The organism is Luteimonas sp. A534 (assembly GCF_054072805.1).
The window spans coordinates 112,812-131,440 of the sequence record NZ_JBSVRR010000002.1 but is presented as its reverse complement, the minus strand read 5'-3'; the positions used below and the strand labels follow the sequence as shown (position 1 = coordinate 131,440).

Sequence of the window (18,629 nt, the reverse complement as noted above, 5' to 3'; positions counted from 1 at the left end):
ATGACGGTGACACGCGTCTACCTGGTGGACGACAACGATGGTTTCCGCGACTCCACCGCATGGCTGCTGGAAACGTCCGGCTACGAGGTCGAGGCCTTCGCCTCGGGGCCGGCATTCCTCGCCGCGTTCGGGGGCAATCGCCACGGCGACGCAAGCGAGTGCCTGGTGTCCGACATCCGCATGCCGGAAATGAGCGGGCTGCAGCTTCAGGACGAGCTTGGCCGACGCGGCATCCAGCTGCCGGTGGTGTTCGTGACCGCGCACGGCGACGTGCCGCTGGCGGTGGAGGCGATGCGCAAGGGCGCGGCGAACTTCCTGGAGAAACCCTTCTCCGAGGATGCGCTGATCGACGCCCTGCGCACCGCCCTGGCCAACGCGCGCAACCGCGGCGCCGGCGGCGGCATGGCCAATGAGCTCCTGGCGAAGCTGAGTCCACGTGAACGCCAGGTCCTGGACCTGGTGGTGGCCAGCAAGCCGAACAAGATCATCGCCGACATCCTCGGCATCAGCATCAAGACCGTTGAACTGCACAGGGCGAACATGATGGGCAAGCTGGGCGTGCGCTCCCTGCCGGAGCTGATGAAGGTGGCGCTTGGCCACGCCTGAGCGCGGCGCGCGCAAGGCGACGTCGCGACGCACGCGGACGCCCGCGACCGCGTTGCCGGCTGCACCCGGGGCACGGCCGTTGCGCGGCCTCCTGCCCGAGGTCGATGCGCCTAATTGCGAGGCTCTGCGCGCGTTCTTCGCGGCGCCGCGCTGGTGGCTGCTCGGCGACGGCGCGGCGATCCAGGCCGAACCCGCGAACAGGGCCACCGCGTCGTTCGCGGTCGATGCCGAAGGCACGCGGCTGCGGCTGCACGTCGAAGGCCCTGCGTCGGCGGGCGTCGATGATCCCCGCCTGCGCTGGAGCGACCATGCCGGGCGCGCGCGCGTGCTCGCTTGGAGCCTCGCCCACGAAACCACGCTGCGCCGGCTCAGCGAATGGCTGGGCAGCTCGCTGTTGCCCGTGCTCGACGACGCCGGCGGCGATGTGCCCGCGCCATCGCTGTGGCTCGCGGTCCGCATCGAGGACGCGCCGGCGAACGACGGCGGCGACGCCGGTGCGCCCCCGCTGGCCGTGACTGCCCACCTGTGCCTGCCCATCGCGTGGCTGCAGGCGATCGCCGCGCGCGGCGAGCCGCCGCATGAAGACGACCCGGTGCCCGATGCCGGGCGCTGGCGCACGCTGCAGGCCGCGGTTTCGCTGCAGTTCCCGACCACCCTGGCGATGCGCGAATGGCGCGCGCTGCGACCCGGTGACGTGATCGTCGCCGGCCATCGCGGGCAGCCGCCGACCTGCATCGCCCGCGCCGCCGGCCGCGACTGGCCGCTGGCGCCCGCGCCTGGCGGCTGGGCCGTGCAGGGCCAGCCGATTCCTTCCCCCACTTTCCACGAGGAACTTTCGATGAGCGAAGCAGAGCAGGACGGCGGCGTGCCGCCCGAGGCCGCCCCCGTCGCCGACCCCGCGCGCAGCCTGCCGGTGCAGCTGGGCTTCGAACTCGGCCGCACCGAGATGAGCATCGGCGAACTCGCCGACCTGCAGCCCGGCTACGTCTTCCCGCTGGCCGCGGCGCTGGAGGGCAGCAACGTCACCATCCGCGCCAACGGCCGCGTGGCCGGTCGCGGCGAGCTGGTCGCCGTCGGCGACACCCTGGGCGTGCGCCTGCTGTCCTGGAGCTGACGGGAATGGACTTCACCACCTTCTCGCCGGCGGTCGTCCTCGTCACCGTCGTCTTCATCGCGCTGGCACCGTTCGTGGCGGTGATGGTGACCTCGTTCACCAAGATCGTGGTGGTGCTGAGCCTGCTGCGCAACGCCCTGGGCCTGCAGCAGGTTCCGCCGAACGTCGTGATCAACGGCCTGGCGATCGTGCTGTCGGCCTACGTGATGTCGCCGGTGATCCTCGATACCCAAGCCGCGGTCAGCGCCTACCTGGCCGGGCAGCCGCCGCCGCCGCAGATCCAGGAGCAGATCGAAGCCCGCGCCGTCGCCCGCGCCGAACGCATGGCGGCGCGCGTCACGCAGTCCCCGGCCCCGGCGACACCGGGCGCGATGCCGGCAGCGACCACCGCGGCCGGCACGCGCGCCGACCCGCCGCCGGCCAGCCCCGCCGCCGCCGACGCCCTGCGCGCGGAGGCCGAAGCCCGCGCTGGCGGGGACGGCAACATGGCACCCGATCCCGCGGGCGCCGAGCGTTCGCCGCTGTTCGCGAACGTGGACAACGGCAGCGGCGTCACGCCTGCCGACGGCCCCGAAGGCGGCGCGGATGCCGGCGAGCAGGGACCCGTGGTGATCACCGCCACCGGCGCGCCGCGCCCGCCAACCCCCGTCGAAGGCGCGCCCATGGACGCCGCGCGGATGCTCGGCATCTTCGAGGCCGGCAAGGAGCCGCTGCGCAGTTTCCTGATCCGCCATTCCAACGACGCCGAACGCGCCTTCTTCCTGCGCAGCGCGCAGCGCCTGCTGCCGGCGGACCGTCGCGACGACCTCGATGTCGACGACTTCATCGTGGTGATCCCGGCGTTCACCGTGAGCGAACTCACGACCGCGTTCCAGATCGGCTTCCTGATCTTCCTGCCCTTCCTGATCATCGACCTGGTGGTGGCCAACATCCTGCTGGCGCTGGGCATGATGATGCTGTCGCCGACCACGATCTCGCTGCCGTTCAAGCTGCTGCTGTTCGTGCTGGTCGACGGCTGGGCGAAGCTGGTCCACGGCCTGGTGCTGACCTACGGGGGCGGATGACATGAACGAGGTCCTGGAGCTCACCAAGGAAGCGCTGTTCCTTGTCATGCTGCTGTCCGGCCCGCCGATCGGCGCCGCGGCGCTGGTCGGGCTGGTCATCGCGTTCCTGCAGGCCGCCACCCAGCTGCAGGAGCAGACGTTCGCCTACGCCTGTAAGTTCCTGGCGATCGTGCTGATGCTGTTCGTGACCGCGGCGCTGATCGGCGGCTCGCTGTACAACTACACCGACCGCATCTTCCGCGACTTCCCGGGCCTGACGGTGCGGAACTGACGGGTGTTCGACTTCCTCGGCAACCCGCTGCTGGCGCTCGCGCTGGTGCTGCCGCGGGTGATCGGCGCCTTCCTGATGCTGCCGCTGATGACCCAGCAGACGGTGCCGGCGATGGTGCGCAACAGCTTCATGGTGAGCCTGGGGATCATCGTGCTGCCGGTGGCGCTGGCCGGCCTGCCGATGGAGAACCTGGGCACGATCGAATGGCCGCTGATCGTGTTGAAGGAAATCTTCATCGGGGTGGCGATCGGCTTCTGCTTTGGCATCGTGTTCTGGGCCGTGGCCGCGGTAGGCAGCGTGATCGACACCCAGGTCGGCATGTCGATGGCGCAGGTCTTCGATCCCATCCAGGGCCACCAGGTCACCCTGCACGGCGAGTTCCTGTCGCAGCTGGCGACCTGGCTGTTCATGGCCAGCGGCGCCTTCCTGGTATTCCTCGACCTGCTGATGGGCAGCTACGTGCTGTGGCCGGTGGCCTCGTACTTCCCCAACCTGCCGGCGGCGGGGATGAACCTGTTCGTCGGCCAGTTCGACTACATGATGACCACGGTGCTGGTGCTGGCGGCGCCGGTGATGGTGGTGATGCTGGTCATCGACCTGTCGTTCGGGCTGGTGAACCGCTACGCGCCGCAGCTCAACGTGTTCGCGCTCACGATGCCGATCAAGGCCTGGCTTGCGACGGCGCTGATCCTGCTGCTGATCGGCGTCTACGTGGAAATCCTGCTCGAGCGCCTGGGCAGCAACCGCTACCTGCTCGGCGTGCTCAAGCACGCGCTGGGCTGATCACTCGCCGCGGCGGATGCCCTCGGCCCAGAACAGCACCTCGGCCACCGCGTCGAAGAACTCGCTGTCGATGTAGTCGTCGACCTCGACCTTCTCGTTGAGGCCGCGCGCGAGCGGGATGTTCTGCAGGATCGGCACGCCGGCCTCTTCGGCGACGCGCTTGATCTCCTCGGCCTGGTGGCCCTCGCCCTTGGCGACGACCAGCGGCAGGTCGGTGACCCCGGCCTCGAACTGCAGGGCGACGGCAATGTGCGTTGGGTTGGTCACGACGACGTTCGATCCCCGTACGGCATTGAGCATGTTCTGCTGCGACCACTCCTGGTGCAACTGCTTGCGGCGCTGCTTCACGTACGGATCGCCCTCGTTCTCCTTGACCTCCTGCTTGATGTCGCGGCGGCTCATGCGCAGCTGCTTGAGGTAGGAGAACTTCTGGTACCAGGCGTCGAGCACCGACACGAAGAAGAACACGCCGATGGTCCAGATGCCGATCCGCACCAGGGCGTGCCAGATCGCGGTGCCCATCGCCCCGGGCGGTGCATGAGGCATCTGCAGCAGGCTGTGGCGCATGCCGTAGAGCACCACGGCGCCGATGAAGATCAGCGCCGCGCTCTTGAAGATGGCCTTCACCAGCTCCACCAGGTTGTCCATCGAGAACATCTTCTTGACGCCCTCGACCGGGTTCATCTTCGACACGTCCGGGGTGAGCTTCTTCATGCTCGCTACCGGCCCGGTCTGCAGGAACTCGACCACCACCGCGAGGAAGAGCGCCACCAGCAGCAGCGGCACGCTCAGCGCGACCAGGGTCCAGAAGGCCTGCAGCCCGAGCGCCGGCGCGGCCTCGAGGAAGGGCGTGCCGATGGCATCCAGGCTCGCCTGGAACAGCGCACGCATCCGGTCCCACATGAAGCCGAGCATCATCCAGCCGCCCACCAGCCAGCCCAGCACGAGCACCGTGCTGGTCAGCTCCTTGCTCTTGCTGACGTTGGCGTCCTTGCGCGCGTCGCGGAGCTTCTTGGGGGTCGGCTGCTCGGTCTTGTCGGCGCCCTGGTCCTGGGCCATCGCGTCTCTGCCTGGTTCGCGGCGGAACGCTACCATGCACGACCTTGCAGGCGCGGCTCCGGCGCGCAGTTGCGCGGCACGCCGGACTACCGGCAGCTGAACGGGTCGCGGCGGCTAGGGTCGGCCCGAGGTGGCAGGCGCAGCCCGCGGCGATACAGTCTGCCCATCGCCCCGAATCCCCCTCCAGGTCCCACGGCATCGCCATGAGCACCATCGGTCCCGACTCCCACCTCAACCTCGCATCCGGCCTGCATCGGATCGACGGGCCGCTGGACGACCTCCGTCGCCAGCAGGGCGGGGATGCGCACGAGGTCCAGCCCGGGAGCTCCGTCGCCGAGGTCGAGGCCGCACCGGTCGCGCTGGCGGATGCCGGCGAACGGGTCCTCGCCGCGCCGGCCTGGGACAGCGCCGGTCCGCGCATGCTCGCCGGCGACCTCGCCCTCGAGGCCCGGCTGGGTGCCCTGCCGCTGGCCCAGGCCGCCGAGGGCGCCGTGGATTCGGTGCTCGACGCGTTCGCCTGACCCGCCGGCACCACCAGCCGCGATAATGCCGCGGCCATGACCGATTCCCTGCCCACCCCCGCCGCCCTGCGCACCGCCGCCGACCGCCTGGTGTCGGCGCTGGCGGCGCATGCCGATCCCGAATACCGCCTGGCGGTGCTCAAGCGCCTGGTGCGCCGGCTGGGCGAGGAGCGCTATCCACTGTTCCTGCGCATCGTCGGCGTGGTGGCCGAAAGCGACGACGAGCGCGCGCAGCGGCTGCTCGCCGAGACCTTCGGCGTGGCCCTGCGCCGGATGGACCTGCCGGGCGGGGCCCTCAGCTCCTGGGGCGCCACCGGCCTGCCCGACCCCGGCGCGCCGATGGCCGCCAGCGCGCTGTCCGGGCACTTCTTCGGCGCCACCCCGCGGCGCATGCTCGGCCCGGTGGAATACCTGGTGGTGTGGCACCTGCAGCGGACCCAGCGCACGGCGCTGTCGGCCGAGGCCTTCCGCACCAGCCTGGCGCGCATGATCGCCATGCTCAACCGCAGCGAGGAGGCGCGCCTGCTGTACCCGCAGAAGCTGGCCGCCGACGCCCAGAACGAGCTGGAAGGCGCCTACACCCGCGCCACCCGCGACAGGCTGGCCGCCATTGCCGCGGCCTGGGCCGCCGGCGAACCGCCGGAACGCGTGGCCGAAGCCGCCATCGATGCGCCCGCTGCCGCCGCCCACGGCTGGGTGGTCCGCGACCTGTGACCGGGTAGGCTTGCCGCGGCTGCCGGCCGGCGGCCAAGATGCGCCCTGCTGCCCGGGGAGGGATGCGATGCCCATGCCACCGTTCCTCCGGTCGCTGCTGGCCGCCGCCGCAGTGACCGCCATGCTCGCGGCGTGCCGGCCCGTGACGCCGGATGCACAGACACCCGCAGCCAGCGACCTGAGCCGGCCCGCGCTGGCCGTGCAGGTGCTGGGCGGCCACATGCGCAGCGGCGATCTCGACGCGTTCGCGCGCGATGCCGTGCCGCCAGCGCTGCACACGCGGCTGCAGCTGGCCTGGCGCGCCGGCCACACACGCTGGCCGCTCGACGAGCTGCCGTTTTCGGAGCAGTTGCCGCAGGTGCTCGAAGCACTGGCGGCGGACGATGCCGAGACCGCCCTGCTGGCCGGCTTCGAACGCCAGTTCGCCGGTTCCGCGCGCGAAATCCGCGCCGCCGCCGCGACCATGGGCATGTTCGGCGTCCAGTATGTTGAGCATCAGGGCGACTTCAGCGACTCCGAGCGCGACCATTACGCGCAGCTGGTGTCGGCCGTGGCGCAGTGGGCCGCAGGGGCGCCACTGGCCGATCGCGAGCACGCGGCGGCCGCGATCACGCGCCTGGCCATCGCGGCGCGCGCCGTGGGCGCGGTGTCGGCCGAAGGCATCGCCGCGGCCGGCATGGATGCGTCGCTGGGGCGCATCGGCGCCTTCACCCTCGAGGCCCGGTCGGTGCTGGCCGGCTACGGCCTGGACCTCGATGCCGCCTTCGACAGCGTCGAGGCCGGCCTGCAGGTGCAGCAGGGCGACCGCGCCACCGTCCGCCTGCGCTACGTCCTGGCGGGCAGCGCCATCGACACCGTGGTCGACATGGAGCGCATCGACGGCCGCTGGTACCTGGCTGATTACCTGCGCCATGCCCGCGCGGCCGCCGGTGCCACGGACCTCCCGGCCGAGACGCAGCCCGCGCCCGCCGCACCGCCGGCCCCGGTGGCTGCTCCCTGAACCGGGACGCGTCCCGGCCGCTGCGCGGGGGCCGGAACCGCCCACGGGCATAATGTCGACGATGCCGAACCAGCCTTCCCTCTTCGATTCCAACTCCACGCCCGACGACCGCCCCGACGCCGACACCGGTCCCGGGCCGGCCGTTGAAGCCACCGTGCCCGGGCGTGGCCCGCGCCCCGGCCGCCCCTCCCGCCGCACGCGGCCGTGGTGGGCGCGCCTGATGGGGCGCGCGCTGTCGCCATGGATCGGGCTGAGCACCGAGCCCCAGGCCCCGGGCGAGGCAATCGACGACCGCCAGGTCTGCTACGTGCTCGAGGATTACGGCCTGTCCAACGCGCTGATCCTTGATCGCGCCTGCCGCGAGGCCGGACTGCCGTCGCCGCTGGTACCGCTTCCGGGCGACCTGCTCGGGCGCAAGCGCGCCTACGTCGCGCTGTCGCGGCGCAACGCCGGCAGTGCGCTCGACCTGGCCACCCGGATCGCCACCCAGCGCAAGCCGGAAAAGAAGAAGAGCCACTCCGACTCGCTCGCGCGCCTGCTTGAAGCGCACCACGACGACCCCGCGCTCGACGTGCAGCTGGTGCCGGTGTCGATCTTCGTTGGCCGGGCGCCGGACAAGAACAGCGGCTGGTTCTCGGTGCTGTTCTCGGAGAACTGGGCGCTGGTCGGCCGCTTCCGCCGGCTGCTGGCGATCCTGCTCAACGGCCGCGACACCTTGGTGCGCTTCGCGCCGCCGGTCGCGGTGCGCGACATCATCGCCGAGGGCCTGGAGCGCGAGCGCGAGGTGCGCAAGCTCTCGCGGCTGCTGCGCACGCACTTCAACCGCATCCGCGCCGCGATCATCGGCCCCGACCTGTCCACCCGCCGCCTGCTGGTCGACAAGGTCCTGTCATCGTCGCCGGTGCGCGACGCCATCGCCGACCAGGCCCGGCGCGAAGGCGGCGATGCCGCCCGCGGCCAGGCCGAAGCCTGGAAGAAGGCGCACGGCTACGCCTACGAGATCGCCGCCGACTATTCGCATCCGGTCGTGCGTTCGGCCAGCTTCCTGCTGACCACGGTCTGGAACCGCATCTTCCGCGGCGTGCTGGTGCACCACCTCGACCAGCTCAAGGCCGCGGCACCGGGCCACGAGGTCGTCTACGTGCCCTGCCACCGCAGCCACATGGACTACCTGCTGCTGTCCTATCTGCTGTACACGCGCGGCATCGTGCCGCCGCACATCGCCGCCGGCATCAACCTCAACCTGCCGGTGATCGGCACCATCCTGCGCAAGGGTGGCGCGTTCTTCATCCGCCGCAGCTTCCGCGGCAACGCGCTGTACTCTGCGGTGTTCACCGAGTACGTGGCCAAGCTGGTCGCCGGCGGCTATTCGATCGAGTACTTCATCGAGGGCGGGCGCTCGCGCACCGGCCGCCTGCTGCAGCCCAAGGGCGGCATGGTGGCGATGACCGTGCGCGCGTTCCTCCGCCAGCCCACGCGCCCGGTGCTGTTCCAGCCGGTCTACATCGGCTACGAGAAGCTGATGGAGGGCAACAGCTACTTCGACGAGCTGTCCGGCAAGCCCAAGGAAAAGGAATCGATCTGGGCGCTGCTGTGGAGCATCCCGAAGGTGCTGCGGCAGAACTACGGCCAGGTCGTGGTGAACTTCGGCGAGCCGATCGCGCTGGCCGACATGCTGGCCGAGCACGCCGCGAGCTGGGACGGCACGCCGCTTCCCGACGAGGACAAGCCCGACTGGCTGGCGACCACGGTCGATGCCACCGCGCAGCGCATCCAGGAGCGCGTCAACAGCGCCGCCGACGTCAACCCGATCAACCTGCTGGCGCTGGCGCTGCTGTCCACGCCCAAGCACGCCATGGGCGAGGGCGACCTGACGGCGCAGATCCTGCTCTCCAAGAAGCTGCTGGCCGAAGTGCCCTACAGCCCGCTGGTCACCGTCACCCCGCATTCGCCGCAGCAGATCATCGCCCACGGCGAGGAGATCGGCGTGCTGCACCGCGTGGTGCATCCGCTGGGCGACGTGCTGCGCGTTCACGGCGACACCGCGGTGCTGCTGTCGTACTTCCGCAACAACGTGGTGCACCTGTTCACGGCCTCGGCGTGGATCGCGTGCTGCTTCCTGCACAACCGGCGCATGGCGCGCGAGACCCTGCTGCGCATCGGCCGCAGCATGTACCCCTTCCTGCAGGGCGAACTGTTCCTGCCCTGGGACGAGGACGGCTTCGCCGAACGCATCGACGCGACGATCGAGCTGTTCGTACGCGAGGGGCTGCTCGAGCGCGTCAGCGAGGACGACGGCGGGATCCTTGCCCGCCAGGCAGGACAGTCGGACGAGGTGTTCCGGCTGCGTGCCATCGGCCATCCGCTGCAGCAGGCCTTCGAGCGCTACTACATCGCGATCTCGGTGCTGGCCAAGAACGGTTCGGGCACGCTCGGCGCAGGCGAGCTCGAAGGCCTGTGCCAGCTGGCGGCGCAGCGGCTGAGCCTGCTGTACGCGCCCGCGGCACCGGAGTTCTTCGACAAGGCGCTGTTCCGCGGCTTCATCCAGAAGCTGCGCGAACTCGGCCTGGTGAAGCTGGACCACAACAGCAAGCTGGCCTTCGACCAGCGCCTGGACACCTGGGCGCGCGACGCCAAGGTGATCCTGGGCCGCGAGCTGCGCCACACGATCGAGAAGATCAGCCCGGAAGCGGCGCCGGCCACGGCGCCGGCCACGCCCGGGCCCTGACGTTCGTCGGCCGGTCCATCACCGGCTTCACTCGCGACGCGGCTGCCCGCACAATGCGCCCACGCCATGGGGAGTGGCGTACGCAGAGGCGCCGATCCAGGCTCGCCCCTGCGAACCGCACGCGCGGCGGCCCGGCCGCGACACACAGGGGAATTCCATGCGCTTCCGCAACGCCATGCCGGCGCTTGTCGCCGTTGCCATCGCCACCGCAGCCACGCCCGCCATCGCCCGCCAGGCAGGACAGACCGAAGGCTTCCTCTGCTGCAACATGCGCGCCTTCGACGGCGAGATCTACGACATCAACTACGACGACGAAGGCGCGCGCATCGTGCCCTTCGGCAGTCCGCTGACCGTGACCCGCCAGGACCGCCGCAAGCTCAGGCTGCTGGTCGACGGCAAGCGCCATGTGATCGAGAACCATTACAGCCGCGACCTGTCGGAAGCCGAATTCGCCGCCCGATACGTCGTGGCCGAAGACCCGCGCATCGCGGCCGCGGGCTTCCCGGACAAGATCCGCGAGGCCATCGCCAGCGCGCGCATCACGCCGGGGATGACCCGCGAGCAGGTGGCGATGTCGCTGGGCTGGCCCGTGAGCAGTGAGAACCCCAACCTCGAGGCCGAGGTCTGGCGCTTCTGGCTCAGCAGCTTCGACGAGATCCAGGTCGAGTTCGACGCCAACGGGCTGGTGATGGATGCCAGTGCCAGCCCGGTGACGCGACGGAAGATCTGGCTGCCCTGAGTCGTCAATGCGGCGGCGGGGCATCGATCTCGTAGAAGTTGCCGCGCTGGCTGAGCAGGACCAGGGGAAGCAGGCCGGTCGTATCCACGGCCGTCCAGAGTTCCTCGTGCAGGTAGATCCGGCCGCCGGCACGGGACACCGGCACCCAGCGCCGCTCCATGAACAGGTAGCAGCCATCCACGCCCAGGGTGCACTCGGCCTGCCAGCCATGGTGGTTCCGGTACCGGCGCGCCACCATCACGCCGTCGACCAGGTCCCAGCTCAGCGGCGTGCTGCTGATACCAACGTCCGGATAGATACTCACCTGCCTTCCCGTCTGGTCCGGCCCATCGAGAACGATGTAGAAGCCGAAGAAGTTCTCGAAATCGTAGGCGGTCTGCGAGATGTCGAAGCCCGATCGCCAGGGCCGGGCCAGGTTCGCCGTGGTGAACTCCAGGCTGCCGTCCCGCACCGATGACAGGGCGTAGATCGTCTTGGAGCGGCCGTCGGGCAGCTGGTAGGCGGCGATCACACCGTCGCCCTTGGCGCCATCGCGCACCAGGCGTACGAGCTCGGCGACTTCGCCGTCTTCGTAGACCAGCTGCAGGCGTCCGTTGCCGGCCAGCGACCAGGTGAACGCCTGGGCATCGTCGAGCACGATGCCGCCGCCACCGCTGTTGAACCGATGCAGGGCGTAGTTGGAGCCGTTGGTCTGCTCGCTGCCGTCAACGCCGTAGATTTCGGGCCGATGCAGCTGCAACGTGCGGTCCGCCGGGAACTCGTCCGCGCGGAACGGGATCTCTGCCACCCCCTCGCGATAGGACAGCATGCTGCTGGTCCCGGCGGTGACGACGTCGGGATACTCCGGGTTGTCCGGATACGACTGCACGTAGTGGTACGTGATGCCCACGAGGTCGCGGCCACTGGCGCCGCCGTCGACCAGGCGGGTGAAGTCCAGGCGCCCAAGACTGGAAACCCTTCTGACATCCGCGCCGTCCCGGTAGTGGAGGTGTTCGGTCTCGCGCGGCGTATCCAGGACGACGGCCGCCGCTCCGCCGACAACGACCCAGCTCGCGCCCGTATCGAGCGCCGGCACGGTATCGACGTAGGTGCCGACGCCGCCCTCTTCCAGCGCCAGGTGCTGCCCGGTGATCAGGCCCACGCGGATGGTGCCGGTGGCGCCGGGAGGTGCCAGCCACTTCGCGCCGACCATTCCGGCCGCGTCCGTCGGCACCACGACATCGGCATCGGACAGCGTGTACGCAATGGCGTTGTCGATCGCCTCGGGGTCACTGGATCGCACCGCCTGCACGAACTGCTGGTAGGCATCGGTGTCGCTGATCAGCGCCATCGTGTCCGCAACGCCCTTCGGGAGTGCGTGCGTTCCATCGGCCACCAGCTTGATCGCGGCCGACATCTCCAGGAGCACGTCGAGGTCCATCGCGCCCTGCGCCGCCGCGAGCTGTCCTTCGGACTCCACCGGGGCCCCGCCGTTGGCCAGCTGCAGCAGGTAGGCAAGCGCTGCGCTGAGCCGGGTCACCTGCACCTGGTTGTTTTCCTCGCGCGTGAGCACGCCGTCCTTGCCCGCCTCGGCCAGCAGGCGCTCGAAGCCACCGACGATGCTCGCCAGGGCCACCTCGCCACGGCTGCTTTCCAGCCTCACCATCTCGCCCTCAAGGCCGATCACGTCGATCGTGTAGGCACCGGTGGCATCGGCCTTGGCGTGGAAGCGCCGCTCGCCGACGCGGGCCGATACCGCGGCGCCCGGGCCGCGCTCGGTCACCCTGCCCTGCAGCCTGAGGGCGTCGCCGACGTCCACGGTCACAGTGGCGACGCCGAAGCTGCGTCCGGTCTTGACCGAATACGCGAGGCTGTCGCGCCCGGTGAATCCCGCGGCGGGCGTGTACAGGAGGCGTCCCTCGCCCACCTGCACGCTGCCGTGGGACGGCTGCCGGTACACGCGGAGGTCGGTCCGGGGCGTGGTGCCCGGATCGTTGGCCAGCACATCGATGGCGATTGCGTTGCCGCGGGTGGTCACGGCCACATCGTCGCCAGGCGCGTGGTCAAGGCCGGCGGCGGCCGCGGCGCCGGCCAACAGGCCGCCAAGCAGCAGTGCGGCGGCGGGGATCGTCTTCATCATCGGGTTGTCCTCGTAGGTCCGGGCGGAAGCGTGCCCGGGCGGAAAGCCAGCCGCGCGGCGACCAGGCCGGGAGAGAGGACCAGATGCGCCACGAGGCTGGCAGGGGATGTCCGCCAGGCCGCCGCCCGGGAAGGCATGCGGCCGAAACGGCTTGTCACCCCATATACGAGGAAACGGGGACAGAACCGACAAACGCGCCACGCATGTTGCGGTCCGGCGTGGCACCGCCGATCAGCGGCTGCCGCCAGCCTCAGGCCGGCTCGTCGGGAATCAACGCCGATTCCAGCAGCTCGATGCAATCGCGCAGCTGCAGCTTGCGCTTCTTCAGCCGCTTCACCATCAACTCGTCTGCGCCCGGGTCGAGCTGCAGCCGGGCAATGGCGGCATCGAGGTCGCGATGCTCGGCCTTCAGCGCCACGAGGCGCTGGGCGAGTCGGGCCTGTTCAGCGGCGTCGGAAGAATGCATGGCGTCCGAGAGTACACGCTGCCTGCGTTGCTCGACCATCGTCCGCCGCGACCCGCGCCGAAGCGGCGGCCGTGACCGGTACCGTTAGAATGCGTGCTCCATGAGCATCGCTCTCCCCCTCGCCGAACCCGCACCACGCGCACGCCGCGCAGCCCACGGGACCCAGCGCCTGGGCAAGCGCCTGCGCCACCAGGTCGGTCGCGCGATCGCCGACTTCGGCATGCTCGCCGACGGTGACAAGGTCATGGTGTGCCTGTCCGGCGGCAAGGACAGCTACACCCTGCTCGACGTCCTGCTGCAGCTGCAGAAGAAGGCACCAGTGTCGTTCTCGATCACCGCGGTCAACCTCGACCAGAAGCAGCCCGGGTTCCCGAAGCACGTGCTCCCCGATTACCTGCGCTCGCTGGGCGTGGACTTCCACATCATCGAACAGGACACCTATTCGGTGGTCTCGCGCGTGGTGCCCGAAGGCAAGACCATGTGTTCGCTGTGCTCACGGCTGCGCCGCGGTGCGCTGTACGCGCACGCCACCGAACATGGGTTCACCCGCATCGCCCTGGGCCACCACCTCGACGACATGGTGGCCACTTTCTTCCTCAGCATGTTCTTCCACGCCAGGCTCGGCGGCATGCCGCCGAAACTGCTCAGCGACGACGGCCGCCACGTGGTGATCCGCCCGCTGGCCTACGTCCGCGAAGACGATATCGCCGCCTACGCCGAGGCGAAGGCGTTCCCGATCATCCCCTGCAACCTCTGCGGCTCGCAGGAGAACCTGCAGCGCAAACAGGTGCAGCGGATGATGGCGCAGTGGGAGCGTGAATCGCCCGGACGCGTCGAGCAGATCGCGCGCGCGCTCGGCAACATCCGGCCCTCGCAGCTGGCAGATCCGAAGCTGTTCGATTTCCTCGGCCTGGGCCACCGCGACGCGGCGGCCATGGTCGACGCACGCGACTGGCTGGCCGGCGAACCCGACGACACGCCGCACGCCGGCCACGGCGCCTGATGCCGCAGCCCGGCAGCTCCCATCCCGCCCGCGCGGGACGCCAGCGCGTCCCCTGAGACAGCGCACACGCATCCTTCCCCGAACCCACCACCACGGCCCCCGATACCCATGTTCTTTCGCAACCTGACCCTGTTCCGTTTCCCGACCTCGCTCGACCTCGAAGGCCTGGAGGAGGCGCTTGCAACGCATCCGCTCAAGCCCGTCGGCCCGCTCGAGCTTTCTTCCCGCGGCTTCGTGCCGGCCCTTGGCCGCGACTCCGAAGCCCATGCCCACCGCATCGGCGACGCCGCCTGGGTGGCCGTGGGCGGCGAGGACCGCCTGCTGCCCTCCGCGGTCGTCAACGACATGCTCGCGCGCAAGCTCGACGAAGCCGAGGAGCGCGAGGGCCGCCGCCCGGGCGGCCGCGCGCGCAAGCGCATGAAGGACGAGCTGGTGCACGAGCTGCTGCCGCGCGCCTTCGTCCGCCCTTCGCGCACCGACGCCCTGCTCGACCTCAAGCACGGCCTGTGCATCGTCGACACCTCCTCGCGCAAGAACGCCGAGGCCGTGGTCTCGGCGCTGCGCCAGGCGCTGGGCAGCTTCCCGGCGCTGCCGGCAAATGCCGAAGTCGCGCCGCGCAGCGTGCTGACGGGCTGGATCGCGGGCGAGCAGCTGCCCGAAGGCCTGTCGCTTGGCGAGGAGTGCGAACTCAAGGACGGCAACGACACCGGCGCGATCGTGAAGTGCCAGCGCCAGGACCTGGGCAGCGAGGAGATCACCCACCACCTCGAAGCCGGCAAGCAGGTCACCCGTCTTGCGCTGGTGCTCGACGACCACGTTTCGTTCGTGCTCGGCGAGGACCTGGTGGTGCGCAAGCTGAAGTTCCTCGACGGCGCGGTGGACCAGCTCGAGGGCAACGACCGCGACGACCTGCACGCCGAACTCGACGCGCGCTTCGCGCTGATGTCGGCCGAAGTCCGGCGGCTGTTCGAGATCCTGGAGCCTGCGCTGAAGCTCTCGCGCGTCGATGCCTGAACGCAGTCGCATCGCAACCGCGCCCACGGATGCGCGCGACGCGGGTGCACGCCGGTAGAATCAGCACATGTCGTCCCTGCTCCGCCTGCTGCTCACGAAGTCCGATGCATCGGGCACCCGCAACATCCAGCGCGACACCGTCGCGCTTGCGATGGACGACGGCAGCCATGTCGAAGTGATGCGCGTGCGCGATCCACGCGCGCGTCGCCTGCGGCTGTCGGTCGACGAACGCGGCGCGCGCCTGACCCTGCCGCCGCGCGCGAGCGCGATCTCCGGTGAACGCTTCCTCGAACAGCACCGTGACTGGGTGCTTGCGCAGCTGCGCGCGCACGCCATCGACGACCTGGTCGCACCACTCGCGCGCGACACCACGACCGCGCTGCCGCTGCGCGGGGTGATGGTGCCGCTGCGCTGGGAAGCCGGGCGCTACGCCTGCGTCGTCCGTGACGGCGACGGCCTGGTGTTCCGGCATACCGGCCGCGGCGGCGACGCCGCCCTGCGTCGCGCGCTTCGCGATTTCTACGAAGGCGAGGCCCGCGCCGACATCGGCACCTGGCTGCCACGCTACCTGCCCGGCCTGCCGCGCGCACCGGTGCGCGTGCGCTTGAAGGCGATGTCATCGCAGTGGGGTTCACTGGCGCCCGACAGCACCGTGGCGCTCGACCTGGCACTGGTGCTGGGCCGGCCTTCGGCCTTCGAGTACGTGCTGGTGCACGAGCTCTGCCACCTGGTGCATGCCGACCACTCGCCCGCGTTCTGGGCCGAAGTGGATGCGCGCTGTCCGGACTGGCGCGTCGAACGCGATTACTTCCGCGACCACGGTCGGCGCTTGAAGGCGATGCTGAGGCTCCTGTCCGGTCCGGCGGCCTGAGAGCGTTCTACGGGTAAGGCATCTGTCGGCGAAGTCCCAGGAGATCCATGCGCCATTTTCTCTTACCCCTGCTCATGGTCGGGCTCGTGGTGACCGGCAGCGGCTGCCAGCGCGCCGCCGACGCCGCAGCCGAGGCCGCCATCGAACGCGCCAGCGGCCAACAGGTGGAGGTGGACCGCGATGGCAACCGCATGCGCATCCACACCTCGGAAGGCGAGATGAGCATCGCCACCGGCGCCGGCATCGCGCTGCCGGCGGATTTCCCCGGCGACCTGTTCCTGCCGGCCAGCTATGGCGTGAGCAGCGTGATGGACATCGGCGGCGCGCGCCTGCTGAGCCTCGAGTCCGACGGCACGGTGGCGTCCATGTTCGACGACGCACGCGCTGCCATGGCCCGCGGCGGCTGGACCCAGACCCTGGCGATGCAGCAGGCCGACAGCGCCATGCTCGGCTTCAGCCAGGGCGAGCGCGAAGCGACCTACACCTTTACCCGCCACGGCGACGCGCAGCTCATGGTCGGCATCCAGCTGCGCGAGCGGTCCACGCAGCAGTAACCGGCGCGCGCACGCTTCAGCCGGCCAGGAATCCGCCGATCGCAGCGGCGACTTCGCGGGGTTGCTCCATGTGCAGGTGGTGGCCGCCCGCCAACACGACCAGTTCGCCCGCAGGCAGCAGTGCCGCGCGCGCGCGCCGTAGCGGATCGGGCAGGTAGGGCTGCGCGGGATCGGCGAACAGCACCTTCGTCGGGCAGGTGATGCCGGCCACCAGGTTCTCGACCTGGGCTTCGGTCATCCGCACCAGCGTCGGCAGGGTCAGGCGCGGGTCGCTGCTCCAGCTCCAGCCACCCTCCACCGCCACCGTTCCCCGCTCCACCAGCAGCCGCGCGGCCGGCTCACCAAGGCCGTTGGCCTTCATCCGTGCGCGCACGGCGGGCGCGATGTCGTCGAACACGCGAAGACGCTTGCCTGGCAGGACCCGCGCTGCGGCAACCGCGTCGCGCAGCCGGTCGACGGTACGTCCGGGCTCCTCGGCCAGCGCGCCCAGGGCCTCGATCGCGACCAGGCGTTCGACGCGCTCCGGGCAGGCCGCAGCCACCAGGCTGGCGATGCCCGCACCCATGGAGTGGCCGAGCAGCGTGAAGCGCTCCCAGCCCAGGGCGTCGGCGATGTCGAGCACGGTGTGCACCGCGCCCGCGAAGGAATAGTCCATGCCGCGCGGCAGGTGGTCGCTGGCACCATGCCCGGGCAGGTCGGGCGCGACCAGGTCCAGGCCCGGGAGATATGGCGCCAGCGGGACGAAGCTCGCGGCGTTGTCGAGCCAGCCATGCAGCGCCAGCACGCGCGGAGCGCCGGCATCGCCCGTGCGCAGGCCGCGCACGGTGCCCATCGGCAGGAGGAGTTCGAAGTCGTGCATCGGCGAGCTGTGTATGGGTGTGCCGTGCATGGGCGTGCCTTGCATCGCAACCTCGCGCTTCAGCGCCAGGCCGCGAATTCCCGCGCCGCGATCCCGGCGATCGCGCGCGCATGCGCCGGATCGTCGTTGAGGCAGGGGATGTACGACAGTGCCTCGCCACCCGCCTCGCGGAAGAACTCCGCGTTCTGCATCGCGATCTCCTCCAGCGTTTCCAGGCAGTCGGCGGCGAAGCCGGGGCAGGCGACGTCGATGCGCTTGACGCCTTCGGCGGGCAGCGCGCGGACGGTGGCGTCGGTGGCCGGCAACAGCCACTTGCCGCCGCCGAAGCGCGACTGGAAGGTCGCCTGCCAGGCGCCGTCAGGCAGGTCGAGCGCTGCGGCGATCGCCCGCGCGCCGGCGAGACACTGGCGCTCATAGGGATCGCCCTGGTCGACCAGGCGCTGCGGGATGCCGTGGAAGGAGAACAGCAGCCGGTCGCCGCGGCCATGGCGCTCCCAGTGTGCGCGGATCGAGCCGGCGACCGCCTGCACCCAGTCCGGGTCGACGTGGTAATCCTCTACCATCCGTGCCTCGGGCAGTTCGCGCCCGATCACGTCGCTGACCGATGCGGTGGTGGTGGTGGAGTACTGCGGATACAGCGGCAGCACCAGCACGCGCGCGCCTTCGCTGCGCAGTTCGCACAGGCGGCGCGTGAGCGCGGGCTCGCCGTAGCGCATCACGTGTTCCACGTGCACGCCGGGCATCCGTTCCTGCACCGCGGCCGCCAGCCTGCGGGTATGCACTTCCAGCGGCGAACCGCCGTCCATCCAGACCTCGGCGTAGTTGTGCGAAACCCTGCGCGAACGCAGCGGCAGCACCACCAGGCGCAGCAGCGGCAGCCAGAAGATGCGCGGCAGCTGGACCACGCGGGGATCGGACAGGAACTCGGCCAGGTAGCGCGACACCGCCGCTGCGGTCGGGGCCGAAGGCGTGCCGAGGTTGGCCAGGAGGAGGACGTCGCGGGCGCGTTGCGTGGAGTCGGTCATGTCGTTGCTGGCGTGTTGGCGGGCAGACGGCGGCCGTCCAGTGTACGGTCGGTACGTGCACGGGCACGCGAGGCTCACCGTCGATTCATCGCATCGCGCATAGCCTGAGCCCCCACGCG

19 protein-coding genes are annotated in these 18,629 nt (G+C 70.3%); 14 read left to right on the top strand and 5 right to left on the bottom strand.

Annotation, left to right across the window (positions count from 1 at the left end):
* From ACW5F0_RS05300 to sctT, 5 genes are all read left to right on the top strand, one after another.
* Positions 1-606: a response regulator transcription factor gene (locus ACW5F0_RS05300; protein WP_456965405.1), complete on the top strand. Its 606-nt coding sequence runs from the start codon at positions 1-3 to the stop codon at positions 604-606.
* Positions 607-685: 79 nt separating this feature from the next.
* Complete coding sequence (gene sctQ, locus ACW5F0_RS05295; protein ID WP_456999221.1) at positions 686-1,720, top strand: type III secretion system cytoplasmic ring protein SctQ; 1,035 nt, start codon at positions 686-688, stop codon at positions 1,718-1,720.
* Between the two features lie 5 nt (positions 1,721-1,725).
* Positions 1,726-2,784 carry an EscR/YscR/HrcR family type III secretion system export apparatus protein gene (locus ACW5F0_RS05290; RefSeq protein ID WP_456965403.1) on the top strand — a complete coding sequence of 353 codons (1,059 nt, stop codon included), beginning with the start codon at positions 1,726-1,728 and terminating at the stop codon, positions 2,782-2,784.
* 1 nt (position 2,785) lies between these two features.
* Positions 2,786-3,055 carry a type III secretion system export apparatus subunit SctS gene (gene sctS, locus ACW5F0_RS05285; RefSeq protein ID WP_456965402.1) on the top strand — a complete coding sequence of 90 codons (270 nt, stop codon included), beginning with the start codon at positions 2,786-2,788 and terminating at the stop codon, positions 3,053-3,055.
* A 3-nt stretch (positions 3,056-3,058) separates the two neighbouring features.
* Positions 3,059-3,838, top strand: a complete 780-nt coding sequence (sctT, locus tag ACW5F0_RS05280; protein ID WP_456965401.1) for a type III secretion system export apparatus subunit SctT — start codon at positions 3,059-3,061, stop codon at positions 3,836-3,838.
* Here the strand turns inward: sctT and sctU are convergent, their stop codons facing one another.
* Positions 3,839-4,897, bottom strand: a complete 1,059-nt coding sequence (gene sctU / locus ACW5F0_RS05275) for a type III secretion system export apparatus subunit SctU (protein ID WP_456999219.1) — start codon at positions 4,895-4,897, stop codon at positions 3,839-3,841.
* 203 nt (positions 4,898-5,100) lie between these two features.
* On the opposite strand from sctU, the gene ACW5F0_RS05270 reads away from it, so the two are divergent.
* The 5 genes from ACW5F0_RS05270 (at position 5,101) to ACW5F0_RS05250 (ending at position 10,599) form a co-directional block, all read left to right on the top strand.
* Positions 5,101-5,418, top strand: coding sequence for a hypothetical protein (locus ACW5F0_RS05270; RefSeq protein ID WP_456965399.1), 318 nt, complete (start codon positions 5,101-5,103; stop codon positions 5,416-5,418).
* Positions 5,419-5,454: 36 nt separating this feature from the next.
* Complete coding sequence (locus ACW5F0_RS05265; RefSeq protein WP_456965398.1) at positions 5,455-6,132, top strand: hypothetical protein; 678 nt, start codon at positions 5,455-5,457, stop codon at positions 6,130-6,132.
* A gap of 73 nt (positions 6,133-6,205) precedes the next feature.
* Positions 6,206-7,132: a hypothetical protein gene (locus ACW5F0_RS05260; protein WP_456999218.1), complete on the top strand. Its 927-nt coding sequence runs from the start codon at positions 6,206-6,208 to the stop codon at positions 7,130-7,132.
* A 61-nt stretch (positions 7,133-7,193) separates the two neighbouring features.
* Entirely contained in the window at positions 7,194-9,860 is a 2,667-nt protein-coding gene (plsB, locus tag ACW5F0_RS05255) for a glycerol-3-phosphate 1-O-acyltransferase PlsB (protein WP_456999217.1), read from the top strand.
* Between the two features lie 157 nt (positions 9,861-10,017).
* Positions 10,018-10,599 (top strand): hypothetical protein, encoded by a 582-nt coding sequence (locus tag ACW5F0_RS05250; protein WP_456965395.1) that lies wholly within the window; start codon positions 10,018-10,020, stop codon positions 10,597-10,599.
* Between the two features lie 4 nt (positions 10,600-10,603).
* On the opposite strand, the gene ACW5F0_RS05245 is transcribed toward ACW5F0_RS05250, so the two are convergent.
* Both ACW5F0_RS05245 and ACW5F0_RS05240 read right to left on the bottom strand, forming a co-directional pair.
* Entirely contained in the window at positions 10,604-12,715 is a 2,112-nt protein-coding gene (locus ACW5F0_RS05245; protein ID WP_456965394.1) for an Ig-like domain-containing protein, read from the bottom strand.
* A gap of 253 nt (positions 12,716-12,968) precedes the next feature.
* A complete protein-coding gene (locus ACW5F0_RS05240; RefSeq protein ID WP_456965731.1) occupies positions 12,969-13,184 on the bottom strand; it encodes a YdcH family protein in 216 nt (71 codons plus the stop codon).
* Between the two features lie 100 nt (positions 13,185-13,284).
* Between ACW5F0_RS05240 and ttcA the strand changes: the two genes are divergently transcribed.
* The 4 genes from ttcA to ACW5F0_RS05220 all read left to right on the top strand — a co-directional run bounded on the left by ttcA (position 13,285) and on the right by ACW5F0_RS05220 (position 16,626).
* A complete protein-coding gene (gene ttcA, locus ACW5F0_RS05235) occupies positions 13,285-14,187 on the top strand; it encodes a tRNA 2-thiocytidine(32) synthetase TtcA (protein ID WP_456999216.1) in 903 nt (300 codons plus the stop codon).
* A 108-nt stretch (positions 14,188-14,295) separates the two neighbouring features.
* Complete coding sequence (locus tag ACW5F0_RS05230) at positions 14,296-15,201, top strand: recombination-associated protein RdgC (protein ID WP_456965392.1); 906 nt, start codon at positions 14,296-14,298, stop codon at positions 15,199-15,201.
* Between the two features lie 67 nt (positions 15,202-15,268).
* Positions 15,269-16,072, top strand: a complete 804-nt coding sequence (locus tag ACW5F0_RS05225) for a M48 family metallopeptidase (protein ID WP_456965391.1) — start codon at positions 15,269-15,271, stop codon at positions 16,070-16,072.
* Between the two features lie 47 nt (positions 16,073-16,119).
* Positions 16,120-16,626: a hypothetical protein gene (locus tag ACW5F0_RS05220; RefSeq protein WP_456999215.1), complete on the top strand. Its 507-nt coding sequence runs from the start codon at positions 16,120-16,122 to the stop codon at positions 16,624-16,626.
* A 16-nt stretch (positions 16,627-16,642) separates the two neighbouring features.
* Here the strand turns inward: ACW5F0_RS05220 and ACW5F0_RS05215 are convergent, their stop codons facing one another.
* Entirely contained in the window at positions 16,643-17,485 is an 843-nt protein-coding gene (locus ACW5F0_RS05215) for an alpha/beta fold hydrolase (protein WP_456965730.1), read from the bottom strand.
* Between the two features lie 59 nt (positions 17,486-17,544).
* Positions 17,545-18,510 (bottom strand): ferrochelatase, encoded by a 966-nt coding sequence (hemH, locus tag ACW5F0_RS05210; RefSeq protein WP_456965389.1) that lies wholly within the window; start codon positions 18,508-18,510, stop codon positions 17,545-17,547.
* Between the last annotated feature and the right edge of the window lie 119 nt (positions 18,511-18,629).